At 53.1% G+C, this 18,862-nt stretch carries 16 protein-coding genes and 4 pseudogenes; 12 read left to right on the top strand and 8 right to left on the bottom strand.

The window, feature by feature from the left end:
• Positions 1-16 precede the first annotated feature (16 nt).
• The gene (locus tag FFH21_RS30790; RefSeq protein WP_234704571.1) at positions 17-1,321 is read right to left on the bottom strand and encodes a transposase; all 1,305 of its coding nucleotides are present in this window, start codon (positions 1,319-1,321) and stop codon (positions 17-19) included.
• 152 nt (positions 1,322-1,473) lie between these two features.
• Between FFH21_RS30790 and FFH21_RS29165 the strand changes: the two genes are divergently transcribed.
• From FFH21_RS29165 to FFH21_RS29100, 12 genes and pseudogenes are all read left to right on the top strand, one after another.
• Positions 1,474-2,577 carry an IS5-like element ISPsy19 family transposase gene (locus tag FFH21_RS29165; protein WP_004663854.1) on the top strand — a complete coding sequence of 368 codons (1,104 nt, stop codon included), beginning with the start codon at positions 1,474-1,476 and terminating at the stop codon, positions 2,575-2,577.
• Between the two features lie 39 nt (positions 2,578-2,616).
• Positions 2,617-2,817: pseudogene (locus FFH21_RS30785) on the top strand (resolvase); the annotation flags it as partial.
• A gap of 186 nt (positions 2,818-3,003) precedes the next feature.
• Positions 3,004-4,617, top strand: a complete 1,614-nt coding sequence (locus tag FFH21_RS29155) for a methyl-accepting chemotaxis protein (protein WP_041924899.1) — start codon at positions 3,004-3,006, stop codon at positions 4,615-4,617.
• Between the two features lie 96 nt (positions 4,618-4,713).
• Positions 4,714-4,947 (top strand): annotated as a pseudogene (locus FFH21_RS29145) (Tn3 family transposase); the annotation flags it as partial.
• Positions 4,948-5,037: 90 nt separating this feature from the next.
• Positions 5,038-6,270, top strand: a pseudogene (locus FFH21_RS29140) (IS91-like element IS801 family transposase).
• A 474-nt stretch (positions 6,271-6,744) separates the two neighbouring features.
• Positions 6,745-7,194, top strand: coding sequence for a type II toxin-antitoxin system PemK/MazF family toxin (locus FFH21_RS29130; protein WP_005760341.1), 450 nt, complete (start codon positions 6,745-6,747; stop codon positions 7,192-7,194).
• A 449-nt stretch (positions 7,195-7,643) separates the two neighbouring features.
• A pseudogene (locus FFH21_RS29125) lies at positions 7,644-7,919 on the top strand (recombinase family protein); the annotation flags it as partial.
• Between the two features lie 69 nt (positions 7,920-7,988).
• Positions 7,989-8,366, top strand: coding sequence for a HopW family type III effector protein (locus FFH21_RS29120; protein WP_306110115.1), 378 nt, complete (start codon positions 7,989-7,991; stop codon positions 8,364-8,366).
• A gap of 98 nt (positions 8,367-8,464) precedes the next feature.
• The gene (locus tag FFH21_RS29115) at positions 8,465-8,779 is read left to right on the top strand and encodes a hypothetical protein (RefSeq protein ID WP_081002620.1); all 315 of its coding nucleotides are present in this window, start codon (positions 8,465-8,467) and stop codon (positions 8,777-8,779) included.
• 429 nt (positions 8,780-9,208) lie between these two features.
• Complete coding sequence (locus tag FFH21_RS29110) at positions 9,209-9,391, top strand: hypothetical protein (RefSeq protein WP_004661237.1); 183 nt, start codon at positions 9,209-9,211, stop codon at positions 9,389-9,391.
• Between the two features lie 103 nt (positions 9,392-9,494).
• The gene (locus FFH21_RS29105; protein ID WP_041924893.1) at positions 9,495-9,719 is read left to right on the top strand and encodes a carbon storage regulator; all 225 of its coding nucleotides are present in this window, start codon (positions 9,495-9,497) and stop codon (positions 9,717-9,719) included.
• Between the two features lie 14 nt (positions 9,720-9,733).
• The gene (locus FFH21_RS29100) at positions 9,734-11,350 is read left to right on the top strand and encodes a glycoside hydrolase family 28 protein (protein WP_011282450.1); all 1,617 of its coding nucleotides are present in this window, start codon (positions 9,734-9,736) and stop codon (positions 11,348-11,350) included.
• A gap of 151 nt (positions 11,351-11,501) precedes the next feature.
• Here the strand turns inward: FFH21_RS29100 and FFH21_RS29095 are convergent, their stop codons facing one another.
• The 7 genes from FFH21_RS29095 to FFH21_RS29060 form a co-directional block, all read right to left on the bottom strand.
• Positions 11,502-11,783: a type II toxin-antitoxin system RelE/ParE family toxin gene (locus FFH21_RS29095; protein ID WP_002556029.1), complete on the bottom strand. Its 282-nt coding sequence runs from the start codon at positions 11,781-11,783 to the stop codon at positions 11,502-11,504.
• Positions 11,783-11,971, bottom strand: a complete 189-nt coding sequence (locus FFH21_RS29090) for a hypothetical protein (RefSeq protein ID WP_002556028.1) — start codon at positions 11,969-11,971, stop codon at positions 11,783-11,785. The genes FFH21_RS29095 and FFH21_RS29090 overlap by 1 nt, the downstream gene beginning before the upstream one ends.
• 177 nt (positions 11,972-12,148) lie before the next feature.
• On the bottom strand, positions 12,149-12,784 hold the full coding sequence (locus FFH21_RS29085) for a recombinase family protein (RefSeq protein WP_011282469.1): 636 nt from the start codon (positions 12,782-12,784) through the stop codon (positions 12,149-12,151).
• Positions 12,785-13,070: 286 nt separating this feature from the next.
• Positions 13,071-14,174 carry an IS5-like element ISPsy19 family transposase gene (locus FFH21_RS29075; protein WP_004663854.1) on the bottom strand — a complete coding sequence of 368 codons (1,104 nt, stop codon included), beginning with the start codon at positions 14,172-14,174 and terminating at the stop codon, positions 13,071-13,073.
• Between the two features lie 1,108 nt (positions 14,175-15,282).
• Entirely contained in the window at positions 15,283-15,843 is a 561-nt protein-coding gene (locus FFH21_RS29070; RefSeq protein WP_054073162.1) for a hypothetical protein, read from the bottom strand.
• A gap of 74 nt (positions 15,844-15,917) precedes the next feature.
• On the bottom strand, positions 15,918-16,367 hold the full coding sequence (gene afaD, locus FFH21_RS29065) for an AfaD family invasin (RefSeq protein ID WP_011282491.1): 450 nt from the start codon (positions 16,365-16,367) through the stop codon (positions 15,918-15,920).
• A complete protein-coding gene (locus tag FFH21_RS29060) occupies positions 16,360-18,855 on the bottom strand; it encodes a fimbrial biogenesis outer membrane usher protein (RefSeq protein WP_011282475.1) in 2,496 nt (831 codons plus the stop codon). Before FFH21_RS29060 ends, afaD begins: the two co-directional genes overlap by 8 nt.
• Positions 18,856-18,862 lie beyond the last annotated feature (7 nt).

Genomic DNA, 18,862 nt, shown 5'->3' with positions numbered 1-18,862 from the left:
TTCATGCATAGGAATTTCAATAATTCCTATACAAGGTAATCCGCCGAAAAAGGTCCCCTCGGCGTGATGCCAACGTGGCGTCGATGTCGGCAAAAAGCTTTTTTAACCCATCACCCACGCCGAAAAATGGATTGAAAGCAACTTTTCTGTACCTTTTCCAGATTTTGGACGCACCTCTCCCGTCTAAGGCCGGCACGTACCTCAATTGCGCGATGCTTTGAGCGTTGTTGATCAAGCCCTGCACGGTCAGGCCGGCGATGGCTGCGGTATAAACCATCCGTGCTCCGCACAGCACGCAGCTGAACGGATCCCGATGCAAGAACGCTTTGCTCATCTGCGCAAAATACAGTTTTTGCGCTTTGCCACGCCTTTCCATGCGTAGCGCCTCATACACCCGGGGTAGCTGTCGGCCACAGACGCGGTTGGCCAGAAATCCAAAATACCGGATCATCCGAAAGTGCTTCTCCGGGATGTGCTGCACCACCCGGAAAAGCATGTCGGCCTGGCTCAGCGTTTCCTGCTGATAGGTCTGTGTGCGGTGATCCAGGTAGGTGAAGCTCAACGTGGCCCCGTTGGTGTAATGCGCCAGACAACTGCCCGAGATGGGCGGTTTTTTCAGGTAGCGGCCCAGGTAATTGACGGTCTTTCGGCCGTTTTTCGTCTTCTTCGACAAGTGGATGTGCCAGTGCTGACCACCGGCGTTGAGCACAAGGTGACGCCAGTCATTTTCGCTCTGCAGATGAGCGTTTTCAGGTGGGACGGTGGTGTGCTCCCACTGACTGAGCAGGTACTGGCGTACATTCCACATCCAGCGCCGACGCAAGGCTGATGGATGAAACGACAGATCTTTCCAGACACCTGCGTCATCGATCCCATGGGACACGTCAGTTCCATACTGCTCAGACAGAAAAGCGCGGATCTCACGCACCGTCATGCCCCGGGCGTACATGGCAATTATCTTGTCGTCGAAGCCTGTAAAACGGCGTTCGTGCTTGGGAATCAGGATCGGGGCGAAGCTACCATCGCGGTCTCTGGGGATATCCAGGCGAAGCGGCCCGTCGTCGGTCAGAACCGTCTTGCTGCTTTTGCCATTGCGCTGATTGGTCGACTCCTCAGGGCGCTCCGCGCCCTGAGGGTAACCAAGGTGGTGACCCAGCTCGGCGCCTAGCGCACGCTCGATCAGAGCCTTCTTGAACGCCATGGACGCGTCTTGAATGGCTTCGGCGCTCATCGGGCCTTTAACAAACTGCTCGATCAGCTCTTGGGGAATCGAGGGCAACTCCCTCGCTGTTGCATTGGCGGACTTCTTTTTGGTCGGCATACATGCACCTCTAGCTACATGTTATGCCCGAACACAAAATTTCTGACAGTCTCTCGGTAGCCGGAAAACATCCGGCTACTTCAGACCTTCCTTAGAGGGTGTAGACAAAATAAATTAAACTTTCACTCCCTTGTCTGAATAGCCCTCAAGCCATGCCTAAAACCGGACGTCCTCGCTCGATTGCCGCCGAGCACTATCCCGTGCTGGTGAAACTCGCTCATGCACAGCCCTATTCCAGCCAGGCCGAATTGGCGCTCGTATTCTTCGCCGAAACCGGTATCACTGCGCATCCCGACACCTTTGCAAAAGCGTTGAAAATGGCAGGGATTACGCGTGTAAAGCAGCGGGCCAAGGGAAGTTTTCAGTCACCTGAACCTAATAAAGCCTATGGCTACAATGAAACCCACCGCCGCCAACTGCCGGAGCAGCTATATCCGAGTTGCTTGACAGATACCGAGTGGGCACTGGTCGCCGACCTGTTTGAAAGCCAGGGCGGACGAGGAGTGCCACCGCTTCACTCTCGGCGCACGTTGCTGGAAGCCTGTTGCTATGTCGTACGCACGGGGTGCTCATGGCGAATGCTACCCCGCGATTTTCCTCATTGGGACAATGTCTACAAAACGTTCCGCCGGTGGAGCGCTCAAGGCAAGTTCGAGCAAATGCATGATCGCTTGCGAGCTCAATGGCGTGAGCGGGAAGAACGCGCTGACAGCCCGTCAGCAGCGATCCTGGATTCACAGTCGACCCGCAGTTCTCCTCAAGGCGGTGACAGCGGCTACGACGCAGGCAAAAAAGTGAAGGGGCGTAAACGAAGTCTGATTGTCGATACATTGGGCCTGCTGCTGGCTGTCAGTATCAGTGCTGCAAGCGTGCAGGATCGTGACGCGGCGGATGATGCGGTGGCGTACTCGAAGGAAAAATATCCGTCACTGAGCACGCTTTTTGTTGATAGTGCGTACGCAGGAAAATGGGCACAGCGCACCCATCAACTGCACGCTATCGATGTTCAAGTGATCCGTGGCCCGAATAACAGAAGAACAGGGCAATGGCACTCTGAACAAGGCGATCTATTTTCCGTGGAGCCTGTTCAGACTGGATTTGTGGTCATGCCCAAGCGATGGGTAGTGGAGCGAACTCATGCCTGGAATGAGAGAGCTCGGCGACTGATCATGCATCATGATCGCCTTTTTGCGGTAAGCGAGGCATGGGTTTGGTTGGCCGAGGCTCGAATACTCGCGCGCCGACTCACTACATGATTTTGTCTACACCCTCTAAGGCAGTCGCATTAATTGCCCTTAGCCGTCGCGGCTATTTCGAAAATCCAAAGCCGCCGATTGAGGCCTTCGCCAATCAGAGGCAGACCCGTAGACGCAGAACTGCGTAACCGAGTGCGAGAGCTGCTGGCTGCAGGACTCGGGATCCGCGCCGTAGCGAGGCACGCTGCGTGTTCAACTACGACCGCCATGAAGGCGCGCGACGAGCTGGCGCAACGTTAGTCGGTTAAGATCAATAGGCACTTGTCGAGCAATTTGGCGTCCTTGTGCTTAAAGTTCATTAAGAATTTTCTTCTGAAGCCGATGGGTAGCAGATATTGTAAAAAACCATTCTTGTTACGCCCTACTGGGTGGTCAAGAAAATCTTCATATTGCGCACCGCCGTAATCCCTTCATGAGGTGTTTTTAATGGCTAAATCTTTTCGCATTCAGGTTCTTGCCATGATGGGAGGAATCGTGGTGTTGCTGATCGCGCTGACCTGTTTTTACTTGCTTTCCAATAACTTAAAATCTTATCGCGGCTTGCTTGAGGGGCCGGTGCAGGTTTCGCAATTGGTCGATGAGGCCAATTTGAAATTCAAGATTCAGGTCCAGGAATGGAAGAATGTACTGTTGCGCGGTAAGGCGTCGGCGGACCTGAACACTATCTGGGCACAATTCGAGAAGGAAGAAAAGCAGGTTCAGGAAACTCTTGACAAGCTGATGAAAGCACAGGGTGTTTCAGACTCGACACAGAGCCAAGTGCAGAAACTTATCAGCGAACACAAGGCGCTGGGGCTGGCTTATCGCAAAGGACGTGATGCATTTGTCGCGGCCGGTGGTGATCCAGTAATCGGTGACGTTGTGGTCAAAGGGGTGGATCGAGCGGTCAGCGAACAAATGAGTCAACTGGTGGAAGGCCTGCATAAGAGCAGTAACGAACAGTCGTTGCTGATCAGCAACGCTGCGGACCAAACGATTCTATTTGGCACGTTGATCATGATTGCTTCGGCTGTACTTGTTGGGCTGCTCACATTATTGTTGGTCAATCGTGGTCTGATCGCGCCGATTCAGATGCTGATTAGCTATATCTCGCAACTGAGCCAAGGCAAGTTTGGCGAGCGTGTCGACATTAAACGCCAGGACGAAGTAGGTCAGTTGGCTATAGCCGCCAATGTATTGCGTGACTTTCTGACAGATACCTTCAAGCACCTCAAACACAGCATTTCCGAGCTGGACGCAGCCGGTAACGAACTAAACTCGATTGCGACTCTTATGGCCCAAGGTACTCACGAACAGTTCGAGCGTACCGACCAAGTGGCTACAGCTATGACCGAAATGTCGGCTACAGCGCAAGAAGTTGCCCGGCATGCGGCTCAGGCGGCCAAGGCCGCAGATGATGCCGATCATTATTCTAAGGAGGGCGATAAGGTCATGCAGTCAACCATGACCGCCATCAGTCTGATTCGCAATGAAATCAGCAATACAGCGAACGTGATTCAGCACCTAGAGACCGATAGCGTGCGGATCGGCAAAGTTCTTGAAGTGATTCGTGGTATCGCTGAACAAACCAACCTGCTGGCGCTCAATGCGGCCATCGAAGCGGCACGGGCCGGTGAAGCTGGTCGCGGGTTTGCGGTAGTTGCGGATGAGGTACGAAGTCTCGCCCAGCGCACTGCAGTATCTACCGCAGAAATCAATCAGATCATCAATTCGGTGCAGAGCAGTGCCAGAGATGCGGTTATCGCTATCCAGGGAGGTCAGACTCGTAGCGAAGAAGGCGTCGAGCAGGTTAATAACGCCAGCACCACGCTGCGCCGCATCACGTCTGCCGTTGAGGCGATTCGCGATATGAACCGACAGATCGCCACAGCCGCAGAAGAACAGACCTCTGTGGCAGAAGGTATCACGCACAACTTGGTAGAAATCAAGGCTATCGCCAGTAACAATCAGGACAACGTCAAGCGCACTCAGGAAGCGAGTAATAACCTGAGTGGCCTGTCTATAGGTCTAAATGACGTCATCTCGCGATTGAGTACATAGGTGACTTGGCCGGGCGGATACATCGAAATGGCCTCGACCTGCAATCATCGCATTTTTCGACCGGGTTTAATTGCATCTATCCGAGCCAGCAGACCGGACTGGCTACAAAGTGCCGAGCTGCGCCGTCGTGTGAATGCAGGACTGAACAAGGGCGAAGCGCGCAATGCGCTGGCCAGGGCTGTCTTCTTTAACCGGCTGGGCGAAATCCGAGACCGTAGCTTCGAACAGCAACGCTACCGTGCCAGCGGCCTCAACTTGGTGACTGCTGCAATAGTGCTGTGGAACACGGTTTACCTGGAGCTGTCCGCAAACGCATTACGCGAACAGGGCAGCCTGCGGCTGCAAATCGCCCGTTCTTACGATCGCGTAGCAGCAGAAACATCGATTTGAGCTTTGCCATGAGGCCCGTTATTGACCATCATGAAGCCTGCTTACCCACCGCTGCTGCTTCAGATGAGTCCTGCCTACACACCTCGACCGCTCAAAAACCTCTTCACCGCTAACCAGTGCTGGGCACACCTCCTCGAGGAGGGCGGCTTACGCGACATCGAAGTCGAGTCCGTCACCAAAATGCTCGCCTGCGGCACCTCGATACTGGGCGTCAAACACTACACCTGCGGCAACCACAGCTGCCCGCACGTCAAATACCTGTGCAACACCTGCCATTGCCGGGCCTGTCCCTCCTGCGGCAAAAAGGCCACCGACCAGTGGATCACCGTGCAAAACAACCGTCTGCCCGACTGCCCCTGGCAGCATCTGGTGTTCACGCTGCCCGACACGCTATGGCCCCTGTTCTTCTACAACCGCTGGCTGCTCGATGCGCTGTTTCGGCTGGCGGCCGATAACCTGATCTACGCCGCCAAGCGGCGCGGTTTGCGCGTCGGGATTTAAGGGGCGCTGCACACCTATGGCCGGCGGCTCAACTGGCATCCCCACGTCCACCTGTCGGTGACCGCGGGCGGCCTGGATGAGCAGGGCGTCTGGAAAAATCTGTCGTTCCACAAAGAGGCCCTGCGGCGGCGCTGGATGTGGCTGGTGCGCGATTACCTGCTGGGACAGCCGCTTTCGCAACTGACGATGCCGCCGCCGCTGGCCCACATCCTCTGTGAAAGCGACTGGCGCCGTTTGATACTGACCGCTGGTGGCCAGCACTGGCACATCCACTTGTCGAAGAAGACGAAAAACGGCCGAAAGACCGTCAATTACCTGGGCCGCTACCTGAAAAAACCGCCCATCTCGGGCAGTCGTCTGGCGCATTACACCAACGGGGCCACGTTGAGCTTCACCTACCTGGATCACCGCACACAGACCTATCAGCAGGAAACGCTGAGCCAGGCCGACATGCTTTTCCGGGTGGTGCAGCACATCCCGGAGAAGCACTTTCGGATGATCCGGTATTTTGGTTTTCTGGCCAATCGGGTCTGCGGGCAGTACCTGCCAAAGGTCTATGAAGCACTGAAGATGGCGACGCCAGGACCGGTACCAAAGCTGTATTTTGCGCCGATGGCCAAAGCCTTTCTAAACGTCGATCCGTTCCGCTGCGTGCTGTGTGGCGCGCGGATGGTATACACGGCGGCAATCAGCGGGCTGACGGTGCAGGGACTGAACCTCAACGCTCAGGCGATTGCGCAGATGAGGTACGTGAAGCCCTGACAGGGGGTAGGTGCGTCCGCACCTAGGCTTCGCGGTGAAATAACCTGCATTAATGCTTGTTGATAGGGATTTTCACTGCATAAGTAACGCATCAGCGTCTTCCTACCCATCGCTTTGAAGGCATGACGCCTCCGTCATAGCGTCAGCCTGATGCATAGGCATTTTGAAATTCCTATGCATCAAGCGCAATTTGGTAAGCTCTTGTAGTAAGGGCCGGGGAACGATGGAACCGCAACGCACTTAAGACGCGGTTAGAAGTCGCTAATTCTCTCAGGTGGGGGGGATTAGCGAACTTTGATTTTCTGAACGAGTTATCGTACCAGCCAGGCTGCACGCGGGTTTACGGACTGGCACTGGGCTGTAAGTGCACTTTCTGTTCCGTTGCACCCCAAACCCCATTCCTACTGACTGCCGTAGCAGTGCCAGGCCATGGCATTATGATGCTTTGATGGTATCCACCTTTAAGGACGATTGATGGCTATTAATTTTGAGCCCAAGATTGGGCAGGTGCTGGAATGCAACTACGGGGATTATCAGTACGATGAGGCAGGAGAAATCCTATTCAGAAGCTATGACTTTCGCCTCAAGCCCGAAATGATAAAGAACCGACTGGTGGTCGTGCTGAACGCACGGATTGACTCCAGTGCTTGCATAGTCGTGCCGCTATCCACCACAAAGGATTTCGGAAAGCTAGGCAGAGGGCTACACGTCGAGCTGGACAGCGATTTGATAGACGAACTCCCCTACTTCAAGCAGAAAATCAGATGGGCCAAGGCGGATCTTGTGGAGCAGGTCAGCAAGCAACGCCTCTTCAAGCCTAGGGCGATGCGCGGGCATCTTGAACAGGTGCTGTCGCGGGAGGTCGTGACGCTTATTCAAATAGCGGTCATAAAGTCCGTAAACGCTGGGGCATTGCTCAAATAAGTTGACATGCGTGTCACCCAATAATAGAATTTGCGACGTAGCCCTTGAGGCACTTGAGTTTTATGCCCCTAGAGGGACCTGCAAAGCCCGGCCAATGGTCGGGCTTTTGCCTTTCTGATACACGCGTTTCTTTCGCATGCCCCATGCAGGGTATCAGCCCGTGATTTCTCTTAGCCTTCCAGGCGGCTAAGCATAGCGACTAATAGGTCAGGCTCGTTCGCCTCTGCAAGGTGGGGTCCGGGGATCAATGGAACAGGGAAGTCAGTTAAGGCCTGTGCCTGTCCGTAAACCCGCATGCCGCCTGGCCGGTACGATAAAACCACCGTTTTTCGAAACTTTAACAAACGATCAGCCGTACACGCCGTCTGTGCCCACAACAGGTTCATAATAATGGTTTGACGTATCAAAGTTCGATATTGTCGAAATCAGACGAGTAAAGAAGACTTTTGATGAAAATCGGCTATGCCCGCGTAAGCACGCGCGACCAAAATCTCGACCTGCAGCTCGATGCACTCAAACGCGCCGGTTGCGAACGCATTTACCAAGATGTAGCCAGTGGCTCGAAAACGGCGCGGCCCGCATTGGACGAACTGCTTGGCCAAGTTCGAGCTGGGGACGTGTTAGTGATCTGGAAACTCGACCGGATGGGACGATCACTCAAGCATTTGGTAGAGCTGGTGGGCAATTTGATTGAGCGCAAGGTCGGCCTGTTGAGCCTGAATGACCTGAGCTGAAAAGTCGCTGGCTGCGAGCACGCCCATTTTCGATTGCAAGCCGTTACATATTAGGCAGCGATGAATTTTCACCCAATCTCTAGGAACTTTTCTGGGCGGAGCACCACTCATATTTTTATGGAAAGCTACACCGCTGAGAGAAGGAATAGACCAATGAATCCAGCTCGGATCACCTGCTTCCCCCATTCATTCCCGCCGAGTTTTTCTCGTACTTCCTCTTCAGCCGAAAACAGTCATGCGCAATCGTCGCAGCAGGTTCTTACCCGTGCGTTCGTCGCGTCTGGTGAACTGAATGCGGCGTTCGGACGGACCTCCACTGCCTTTGCGCAGCATTTCACAAGACTTCTGGCTACCCTTCAGCATGAGTTGGAGAGAAAGACCCAGCCGTTTACGGATCTCGCACAACTAGCTATTTTCAGAATTTTGCGCCCCCCCTGATTAGGCCTCTATTTGCAACAGCAAAATGAATCGTTTAATATCGAAAAATAAAAAATCAACTTCAAGCTATCAAATATCAGCCATGGCGGAGAAAATTCATGCTGAAAATATTACCCAAAAATAATAATTTTACATTATTTGCTACAATGGTATTCGGAATTTCTTTTTTTTTCGCTATATCAACTTCAACCTACGCAGAAGATCTAGGAGCAGTTTCAGTGTTTGGTGATGTAAAGCCTGCAAATCCTACAAATCAGCAGGTGTGGAATTCGCACTGGAGTCAAGCTTACGATAACTGTAGAAAACAGTTCGGTAATGCTCACTCTGTAGTTTTAGATAGCTGGGAAGTCACTGCAGGGGGAAGGCAGTCTGATCATTGGCAAATTAATAGTGTCTGGACTTGCAGAAGCTGACTTAAGAGGGTTTGGAGGAAACATGTAGTGAGTCGGCGCGCGAGTGTATAGGGTCTGGTTCCGGCTGGGGACGACCATCGCGCGGGTCGGTGGAAAGGAGGAGTTCACCAAGCGCACCGACATTGATTTCACCGGCGGCCTGGCGTCACATTCTACTGAACGGCCACTACACCTTCCAGAGCGGCAAATGATCGACCTGGACAGGCTGGAGCTGGGGGGAACGGAATTTTATAAGGGGCCGGCTCCCCCCCCCCTTCTCGATGCTTTTGTTGATACAAGTCAATGACGGGGGCTCTTGGTTTCGTACTGGTGGAACCTAATGACTATGAACGCCAACCAAAGACTGCGTTATCTAAAAATCACGAGAAAAGACAGGTCCACATTAGCAGAACTTAATTTTCTCCCCGCAAAAGAGGCACGAAATGTCTTATGAAGCTTTCAATTGCATGCATTGGAGTGCTCATTTTCGGAGAGTTTCTGCTTGAAATTGGCCTTCCCACTACTGACCTTGTGCTTGTTAAAGAGGGGCTTTTGGCGCTCATCGCTTCAATTGTAATCTTTCTGGCAGAACTAGGCTTGGCGGCCTTGAAATCCTTGCGTGAAGATTCTTGATCCGGAGTCGTGACCAAGCATGCCCAGCCGCTACATGCTGGGCCTAATCAGTAGAGGCTCGTCCATGTCCACCTCCAGGCAATCAATAAGAGAGGAAAACTCTATGCTTGTTCTGACTCGCCGTGAAGGTGAAAATATTATGATTGAGGGTGGGATTGAGATCCAAGTCCTCGTTGTTTCAGAGTTCGATCAGATTGTGCGTATCGGGATTGAAGCACCGAAAGTCGCCATTGTTCAATGCAGAGACATTGATAGAAAGGTAACTGAACACAAGCCCAGGCCTGTCATCATTCATAAGTGTCGGTGGCGCTCATTGGTCAAAAAATAGGTAGGAAAGCTTTCATGAACATGCAATCTTTCATCGCGGCGGGGCAAAAATACGGTGCCTGCACGTTTCGGCACGTATTCTGGATAGCCACTTCCGTGGGTATTTCGCTTACTGTCACTTTACCCACGCAGGCGGCCAGCGACGCTGCAGTAGTCACGTCCTGGGGCAGGGTAAGCGAGCCATCCAGCCCGCCAGTTTGCAAGCAGATACAGGCCACACTAACGCCCAGGAACGGCTCACTGGACAGTGTCGACAGTGCGGCGCTCGACTCCCGACCTGACCAGGACAGAATCCAGAGTGCAATCGACGGTTGTGCCGCCGGACAAGCCGTCCAGCTTGTCAAAGGCACAGGTGACAACTCAGCGTTCCTCAGCGGTCCTCTGCAACTGAAGTCTGGCGTTACGCTGTGGGTCGACGAGGGCGTTACGCTTTTCGCGTCACGCAACCCCAAAGACTATGACAACGGCAAGGGCACCTGCGGAGTGACCACGGTCGCCAATCAGGACGCCTGCAACTCGCTGATTTCTGCAAAAAACACCCGCGCCAGCGGCGTGATCGGAAAAGGCGTGATTGATGGTCGCGGCGGGAGTCTGCTTACCTCAGGGGCAAATGCCAATCTGCGCAGCTGGTGGGACCTTGTTTACCAGAAGACCTTGTCCAATGCTTACCAGCAAAAACCGCGCCTGATTCAGGTCAGTGGGGGGACAGACTTTGTCATCCAGGGGCTAACGCTGCAAAACGCGCCGGCCTTCAACATTGTGACTGACGGCGTGACAGGGGTGACTGTCTGGGGGATCAAGATTTTGAATCCCAGCCGCGTCTATACGGTTGAGGGTTATCACTGCCCGACCGGCTCGACGCCTGACCAGAAAACCCCGGGCACCTGCTTTACCCCGGAAACCGTGAAGAACACCGATGGCTTCGACCCCGGCCAATCACACAAGGTACTGCTGGCCTACTCCTATATCAGTACAGGCGATGACAACGTAGCGATAAAGTCCAGCCGCCTCCCCGGCAGCCGGGACCTGATGTTCGCGCACAATCACTTCTACTATGGGCACGGCTTGTCCATCGGCAGTGAAACCAACGGCGGCGTACACAATGTCAGCGTTGTGGATCTGGCAGCAGATGGCGCAGACAGCCAGGACGGCATTGGATTGAGAATAAAGTCAGGAGCCAAGAGCGGAGGGACCGTCGACAGCGTCAGCTACGCGAACATATGCATGCGCAACGTCAAATTCCCGCTAGTGTTCGACACCAACTACGGCAGCGCCGGCGGAACCTCGTACCCTGATTTCAGTGGTATCACCGTGAAAGGCTTCCACTACCTGGGCAGCCAACGCTTCGGTGGCGGTAAGACGACTTTTGTCGGATACAATGACAACGGCCAAAAACGACCGATTTTCATCACGCTGGATAACGTTGTCTTTGACGGAACCCAACCCAGCTTCACCGGACTCACCTCGACCCACTTCATATTGGGGCCAGGGCCGGTCAGTTTCGCCAACAAACTGGCGCCTTCGATAAAGGATGACGTCACGGTGTCCGGAAGTCCTGGTAACGGAACACCGGTCGATTGCACGGCAGCGTTTGTACCGATGAAATCCGTGGTGCCTGAGGCTCCGTTCTAGGGGGCCGGGGAGCAATGGAACAGCCAACCGACTTAAGGAGCCGCAGGACTCTCCTGAGCTCACGGTAATCTGCTCAATACGCTGTCCGAAAGAGGATCGTCCTACGGACGCTCAGCAAGCAGCCGCTTAATACCCGCAAATACGCCACCAATCAGGGAGAGGGGTATTCCTGCCTAGCGTGGATTACGTTCACGACCTCGATGCGCTTGAGGGTGACACGATAGACCAAGACGTAGTTTGGGTGAGCCACCAGCTCGCGAGTGCCTGGCGCTCGCCCAGAACGATATAAATAGGGGTGTTCGGCTACCGGCTCGATAGCCTCCTGCAGGAGGCTTTTCAACCGGCGCGCTGCGCTCGGGTTTTCCCATGCGATGTAGGTTGCGATTTCGCGCAGATCATCCAGTGCGGGACTGAGCCAGACCACCGGCAGCATCAGCGTTTCTCACGTTGGGTTTCAACCTGATCGATCAGCGCTTCTATTTCCGCCATGACCTCATCATGAGGGATGGCCGGACGCGGATCGGCCAGACTGGCGGCGACCTTGGCGCGAAACCAGCGGTCGTAGCTTGCGGCCTGTTCATCGGTTTCGAATTCTGAAACGATGGGTGAGAGGTTGGCCATGTGGCTTTCTCCAGCTGGGAGGGTTTTACATCACTGTTACATAGCGTTTACGCCATGTGTACGTCATTTTCGCATCATATGTACGCCAAATCTGAGCCATCCATCGTTACACTGCAAATCAAGTGACTGAAAATACTTCAGCAAGGTCACAGACAGGCACTGGACCAAGGAAGCGCCTCAGACATCTGCCTTAGCCGCCAGGTACTGCGACCAAACACGTTTTACCTGGCTGACACTGACACCCGCCAGCCGCGCAGTCTCTGCAATGCTACACCCGCCGCTTTTAAAGGCAATGATCTGTTCATGCACTTTAGCATTCGGCTTGCGTCCTCTATATAGACCAGCGCTCTTGGCCAAGTCGATGCCCTGCCGCTGTCGCTCTCGCCGGTCCTCGAAGTCGTCACGTGCTATTTGCAGTGCCACACGCAACAGCATGTCTTGTACGCCTTCCAACACCACCTTGGCGACACCGCTGGATGCCTCTGCCAATTCCGATAAATCGACGATGCCGGGCACCGCCAAGCGTGCGCCCTTAGCCTTGATCGCGTCTACAAGCCTTTCTGTTTCGAGCAAGGGAAGACGGCTGATTCGGTCGATCTTCTCAGCGATGACGACTTCACCTGGTTGCAGGTCCTCGATCATGCGCAACAGCTCGGGACGGTCGGATTGAGCGCCCGAGGCTTTTTCGCGATAGACCGCAGCCACGTAGTAGTCCGATGCTCGCGCATTGCCAATGATCGCTTCTTGGCGCTGCAAGTCCTGGTCTTCTGTACTGACACGCAGGTACACCCGCGCAACATTGAGAGTCGTCATCGTATGGCCCATTTTGGTATACTCAAATGAAACACAGGCGGTGAGCGCTCACTCGCAATTAATTCCGGTTCGTGACGTTCGATTGCAAGTCGAATCAGATGAATGCAGGTTCATGCATAGGAATTTCAAAATGCCTATGCATCAAGCTGACGCTATGACGGAGGCGTCATGGCTTCATAGCGATGCGTAGGAAGACGCTGATGCGTTACTTGTGCAGTGAAAATCCCTATCAAAAAGCGTTAATGCAGGTTATTTCACCGAGAAGCCTAGGAGGGTGTAGACAAAATCATGTAGTGAGTCGGCGCGCGAGTATTCGAGCCTCGGCCAACCAAACCCATGCCTCGCTTACCGCAAAAAGGCGATCATGATGCATGATCAGTCGCCGAGCTCTCTCATTCCAGGCATGAGTTCGCTCCACTACCCATCGCTTGGGCATGACCACAAATCCAGTCTGAACAGGCTCCACGGAAAATAGATCGCCTTGTTCAGAGTGCCATTGCCCTGTTCTTCTGTTATTCGGGCCACGGATCACTTGAACATCGATAGCGTGCAGTTGATGGGTGCGCTGTGCCCATTTTCCTGCGTACGCACTATCAACAAAAAGCGTGCTCAGTGACGGATATTTTTCCTTCGAGTACGCCACCGCATCATCCGCCGCGTCACGATCCTGCACGCTTGCAGCACTGATACTGACAGCCAGCAGCAGGCCCAATGTATCGACAATCAGACTTCGTTTACGCCCCTTCACTTTTTTGCCTGCGTCGTAGCCGCTGTCACCGCCTTGAGGAGAACTGCGGGTCGACTGTGAATCCAGGATCGCTGCTGACGGGCTGTCAGCGCGTTCTTCCCGCTCACGCCATTGAGCTCGCAAGCGATCATGCATTTGCTCGAACTTGCCTTGAGCGCTCCACCGGCGGAACGTTTTGTAGACATTGTCCCAATGAGGAAAATCGCGGGGTAGCATTCGCCATGAGCACCCCGTGCGTACGACATAGCAACAGGCTTCCAGCAACGTGCGCCGAGAGTGAAGCGGTGGCACTCCTCGTCCGCCCTGGCTTTCAAACAGGTCGGCGACCAGTGCCCACTCGGTATCTGTCAAGCAACTCGGATATAGCTGCTCCGGCAGTTGGCGGCGGTGGGTTTCATTGTAGCCATAGGCTTTATTAGGTTCAGGTGACTGAAAACTTCCCTTGGCCCGCTGCTTTACACGCGTAATCCCTGCCATTTTCAACGCTTTTGCAAAGGTGTCGGGATGCGCAGTGATACCGGTTTCGGCGAAGAATACGAGCGCCAATTCGGCCTGGCTGGAATAGGGCTGTGCATGAGCGAGTTTCACCAGCACGGGATAGTGCTCGGCGGCAATCGAGCGAGGACGTCCGGTTTTAGGCATGGCTTGAGGGCTATTCAGACAAGGGAGTGAAAGTTTAATTTATTTTGTCTACACCCTCTTAGAAGCACGGCATTAATCGGCGTTCTAAGATCGTGTTCCAAAATTGCTAAGAACTCTTCGCGCAAACATCCGGTTTCCTCACACACGTTCAATTTAGCATGAGTTTCCTCCTACCGCCTGTATAGGGCAATATAGTCGGCCAAGAGTTCAGCAAACAGCTCAAGTGCCTTATTGACTTCAGATTTTTCAATGGGATTTGATACAGCATCTAGCCCACAGAGCGCGCCAACAGCCATGCCGCTTGATGTGGCTATGGGTATCCATCTATGATATTGCGGATGGTGAATGCTTGGATGTACACGGCGACTCACTTCATGGCCAAGCATTTTCACCATGTAATACTGGTGTCTGGAATTTATCTCTACATACTTGTTTCCGTCAACGGTGTAACAAGCTCTAAATGCAGGAGAAAAATTTAAGGCTGCAGCAAATCGAAGACCTGTGGACTCTGAAATTAGCCGTAAAACGATAAAAATCGTGTTATCCCTCGAAGCCGAAGCTAAGCATTTCTCTGGGTATATCTCACGCGAGCACCGATCCATGATTAAAGATTCTCAGTTATAATAATTAAATGCCATCAGAACAGAATTCACAGTTTAGTGTGTCAGTATCTAGCGGAACGCGATTTGTTCATCAATACATATTCAAGTGTTGGTAAGTCAATGGATTGATTGTGCTATACAAAATTGTAGCCAATTTGGCATGTGCTGTCTTCAATCTCATTTTTCATAGAGCGCAAATCTTCGAACCAGCTGCTTCCGTTGTCGTGTTTGTCAAGGCACTCCTCCAGCTTATCCCGAATGTATACAAGTTCACATGGCCCTGGATAATAGTCACACACATACTCTGCAAAGCACCGTAAAGTCATACACTCGATAAACCCATACGGGATTAAACGGCTGATCAAATTGCGTCTGCTGATTTTTTTGTGTTTTGCGAGATGGGTCTTGGCAATCACACTGGTAGCCCTCAATTTAGTAGGTCATTTATGTTGGAACTGAGAGTGGGAAATCTAAAATCCGCACCTGCTGGAGGTGCGGAATTACTACTAAGGGACGTAAACACCTGCTACCGTCTGTATGGTATATTTACCGGCCTTTCTGGGTGGAGTGGCGACCACACCGTAATCTAAGCTGCTTATATCCTTGTTGGATACAAAATATCCACTGCCATCCTCTTCGATGTGCATACTGTAATCATTCAGTAGACTCACATTGATCCTACCTGTTCCGGGAGCTGTTGAGTAAATAAGCGCATAATCATCGTCCCCTTCATGACCTTCTGCGTATGTAGTTATACCAGGGTCACGGTCATTCAAAGTCGAGAGTATCGCCAGGCGAGCAGATGCACCCGACTCGCTAATTCTTACTTGACCTGTCGCTATTGTGATTTTTGTCGAACTGTCCGGGTCGTCGTCTGCTTGTAGTCCTGAACTGGCTGTTAAAGTATTAATAAGTGTTATGGGTTGCTTGAACTCCACGACTGCCGTTGCACGAGTTTTGTTGGTAATGCCGCCAAATGTAGCTTGTTCGTCTGGAGTGTCATCTGCCGAAGCGACAGAACTGGTGATCGCGCAAATACAAGCTGCTACCTTAAATATCGTTCTCACATTTTTTCCTTTCTTGGGTTGATACAACTAATGAGCTGTGTAAGCAGTGACGTGTTATCCGACCTTGGCCAAAATTATTTAATGACAATCGCGTTAATTGCTACCTCCCATGAGTCTGCTGCTACAGTCTGATCGCCATCGGCCACCAGTCGAAACTGCACGCTGTTATCTGTAACGTAGGTGACTTGGCCAGCAACATCACGAGGATCTGGCTGCCACCCCTGACCCTCCAGTCGTACTTGCAGTATGTGGGTTGAATCACGCAGGCCATGTAATCGAAGTACTTGGGGCCTACCAGTATCCGCCTGTAACTCTTGCTGGATGCGAAACCCAGTATGAATTCCGGGATCATTCACTTGTCCAATCATCACCAATGCGCCGTTCCTGATATGTCCCGCTCTTAGACCCGCCGCTGGCTGCAGTTTCAGAGTCGGAACACTCGCCCAGATGCTCGGTGATACGGTTATTAGCAGCGTCAGAAGAGCTATTGCTTGGCGTATTTTCTTCGTTATCACTTCAGCCATGGGGTATTTCCTTCTTTAAGGACTCGAGACACACGGCATCTAATTGATAAAGTCCCGCCGTTTCCTTATTCCCCGGCAAATCGTAATTTGCATGGCACATCTTGTTGCCCGAACGTACGCTGAGCGTGCCGCTTGAGGAAAGGCCGGTGAGATAGGCCAAACCCTTTGCATCGGTGATGCCGGCGTTTCCTTCCCGCCCCTCTGCGGTCACCTGTGAGCCGAAAGCGACGGGAGATCCGTCTGAGTAGTGCAGGGTAACCAAGGCCTTGGCACCAGTGCGCGTTCGAAAGGCTGCTTCAACCACTGCCCCGGCTGTCGGCACGATCTTTACGTCGGTCTGCGGTATTTCCGCGTTGTCTGGAACAGTTATCGGATTCAAACTCACTGTATTCTCTTGGTAGCCCACGAGATTCGAGGTTACTGTGTAGCCTCGTCTATCTGTTTCGACGCCAGGCCATCCCTCAACTTGCACCCCTGCAGCACCTGGTGCGCTCACAAGTGCAACCGTGTCTGAAAGCTGTTGGCTCAGGGTTACCCCGTCGTGGTGCACAATTACCCCGCCTGACACATCCATATTTGCTTGTCGGCTAGTCGCGCTGTAGCCATACCCGACACCAACCTGCCCACTCGCGCCATTCCAACTTGCATGCAGATCGCTGCCGCTGCGCTGATCCGAGGACACGTCAGTGCGGTAGCGTTGTCTGACATCCCATGCCAAGCGGTCTTCAAATGCTCGGCCATTTAGCCCGCCTTCTTGTTCTTGTTGGCCCCGGGTGGGAGCCGTAAGGGTCCAACTGGCGTTTGTGCTACCGCCAATGGGAATGCTCACCCATACACTCAACGTGCGGTCCTGACAGCCATCAAAAGAGCGGTTTTGTTGCCATTCAATCGACACTGATAAGCTGTGAATTGATTTACTCCAACTGAACCCCATTCCATCGTCATGTCCTTGGCCGTAGCGCCAGTCGGTGCGCGAAGCGCTGATTCCCAAGCTGCCTAGCGGGCCCAGCTTTTGACTCAACGACAATGTGCTGCGCGCCCGCTGACGGCGCCCGCTATAGTCTTTGTCGATCGCAAATTCCTCGCGCTGTCGCGAGCCTAGCGTTTCGGTTAAAGACCGGTATCCAGCAGAGGCGTACTGCATGCTAGCGAGCGAAACAGCGGTATGCGTTAACGGCAGTTGGGTGCTGTAGCGTAGCCGCCACTTCAAACCTCCTTGCGTGTTCCCCCCTGGCGTTTGGCTTCGTGAGCCCGTGGCGTCCACCGAGACTGCGCCCCAGCCTCCCAGCATTGCACCTACGCCTAACGATGCGGCGCCGTAATGTGTGGCTCCCTGCAGACCACCGTAACCCGTCAGATTCCAGGGTAGGCCATAGATAGCTGTGGCTTGGATCAACAAGGCCTCAGGTGTGCGGCTTTCTGCTGAGCGATAACGGCCAGCTGTCACGCTGTATTTTAAATGGTCTTTGTGCAGAGCAATGGCAGGCGTGTTCCAAGGCACGATAAAGAACTGATTTCTGCCGTCGGCCTCATATACCGCCACGTGCAGATCCCCATTGCCGCTGCTAGCAGCAAGGTCTTGAATTTCGAAAGGTCCTGGCGGTACGGATAGGGTCTTGATAATGTAGCCGTTCTGACGGACTTCGATTCTGGCACGTGTAAGCGCTACACCGCTCACCGTAGGTGCAAAGCTACGCTCACTGGCAGGGAACATAGTATCGTCCGTAGCGAGCATTACACCGGTGAAAGGGACGCCATCGAATACATCACCCGGTGACGTTCGTTCACCTAAGGATAGGCGGCTTTTGAATCCCCTAACTCCACGTTCAACATAGGCATAAGAGCGCTGCAAATCCCCCCCATCCTTCCAACTAAACGAACTTCTTGCTCGCCATGGTCCGAGATTGAAGCCCGGCTGAAGTTGCGCCCAAGAGGATGTGTCGTTGGCCCCTATGTCTCGGCTGTCCACGCGTGATGCTCCTGCACTGTAGTTCATTAAAAATGCCGTGATCCCATCATCCCATAGGCCCTGAGGCGCTAAACCTCTATAGTTTGGACGCATGAATGATTGCGGTACTTGCAGTTGCAGCTGCTGGTTCGCAATGTCTGCGTTTACAGTGGACTCGGGTATACTCTCAAGTATGACGCAAGCCCCTGCATTTGATGTGCGATTCAGACCTGGAATTGCTTCTGTTTTAATGCCCCATCGCGATAATTGTTCTAAGCTGAGGCAGGGATCAAGCACGCTGATGCCGGCAGCATTTTTTTTCAAACTCAGTGTAATGTCTTGGCTGTCGACCTGCTCGTCATTAAGCATTACATCTAAATGATACCTGCCTGGCTGCTGTAGCCCTCGGTTGAACAGTGAAAGATCGGTATGCTTCGCAGAGCTCCCTAGCAACGCCGGATCAAAATGGTAAGTCTGCGCCTGAACGGAAGTAAAAAAACATGCTGCAGGTAAGGACAGAGCATAGGCAAGGCGACGCATTTGTCCC

The sequence above is a fragment of the Pseudomonas sp. KBS0707 genome, from assembly GCF_005937945.2.
Taxonomy (GTDB): domain Bacteria; phylum Pseudomonadota; class Gammaproteobacteria; order Pseudomonadales; family Pseudomonadaceae; genus Aquipseudomonas; species Aquipseudomonas amygdali.
This window is presented reverse-complemented; position numbering and strand designations above follow the sequence as displayed.

What these genes read in the sequence shown, in the direction of transcription:
- FFH21_RS29060 (WP_011282475.1), bottom strand. Translation starts at nt 18,855, where the DNA reads ATGCGTCGCCTTGCCTATGCTCTGTCCTTACCTGCAGCATGTTTTTTT.
- FFH21_RS29115 (WP_081002620.1), top strand. Translation starts at nt 8,465, where the DNA reads ATGCTGAAAATATTACCCAAAAATAATAATTTTACATTATTTGCTACA.
- FFH21_RS29075 (WP_004663854.1), bottom strand. Translation starts at nt 14,174, where the DNA reads ATGCCTAAAACCGGACGTCCTCGCTCGATTGCCGCCGAGCACTATCCC.
- FFH21_RS29155 (WP_041924899.1), top strand. Translation starts at nt 3,004, where the DNA reads ATGGCTAAATCTTTTCGCATTCAGGTTCTTGCCATGATGGGAGGAATC.
- FFH21_RS30790 (WP_234704571.1), bottom strand. Translation starts at nt 1,321, where the DNA reads ATGCCGACCAAAAAGAAGTCCGCCAATGCAACAGCGAGGGAGTTGCCC.
- FFH21_RS29090 (WP_002556028.1), bottom strand. Translation starts at nt 11,971, where the DNA reads ATGGCCAACCTCTCACCCATCGTTTCAGAATTCGAAACCGATGAACAG.
- afaD (WP_011282491.1), bottom strand. Translation starts at nt 16,367, where the DNA reads ATGGCTGAAGTGATAACGAAGAAAATACGCCAAGCAATAGCTCTTCTG.
- FFH21_RS29120 (WP_306110115.1), top strand. Translation starts at nt 7,989, where the DNA reads ATGAATTTTCACCCAATCTCTAGGAACTTTTCTGGGCGGAGCACCACT.
- FFH21_RS29110 (WP_004661237.1), top strand. Translation starts at nt 9,209, where the DNA reads ATGAAGCTTTCAATTGCATGCATTGGAGTGCTCATTTTCGGAGAGTTT.
- FFH21_RS29100 (WP_011282450.1), top strand. Translation starts at nt 9,734, where the DNA reads ATGAACATGCAATCTTTCATCGCGGCGGGGCAAAAATACGGTGCCTGC.
- FFH21_RS29165 (WP_004663854.1), top strand. Translation starts at nt 1,474, where the DNA reads ATGCCTAAAACCGGACGTCCTCGCTCGATTGCCGCCGAGCACTATCCC.
- FFH21_RS29130 (WP_005760341.1), top strand. Translation starts at nt 6,745, where the DNA reads ATGGCTATTAATTTTGAGCCCAAGATTGGGCAGGTGCTGGAATGCAAC.
- FFH21_RS29095 (WP_002556029.1), bottom strand. Translation starts at nt 11,783, where the DNA reads ATGCTGCCGGTGGTCTGGCTCAGTCCCGCACTGGATGATCTGCGCGAA.
- FFH21_RS29085 (WP_011282469.1), bottom strand. Translation starts at nt 12,784, where the DNA reads ATGACGACTCTCAATGTTGCGCGGGTGTACCTGCGTGTCAGTACAGAA.
- FFH21_RS29105 (WP_041924893.1), top strand. Translation starts at nt 9,495, where the DNA reads ATGCTTGTTCTGACTCGCCGTGAAGGTGAAAATATTATGATTGAGGGT.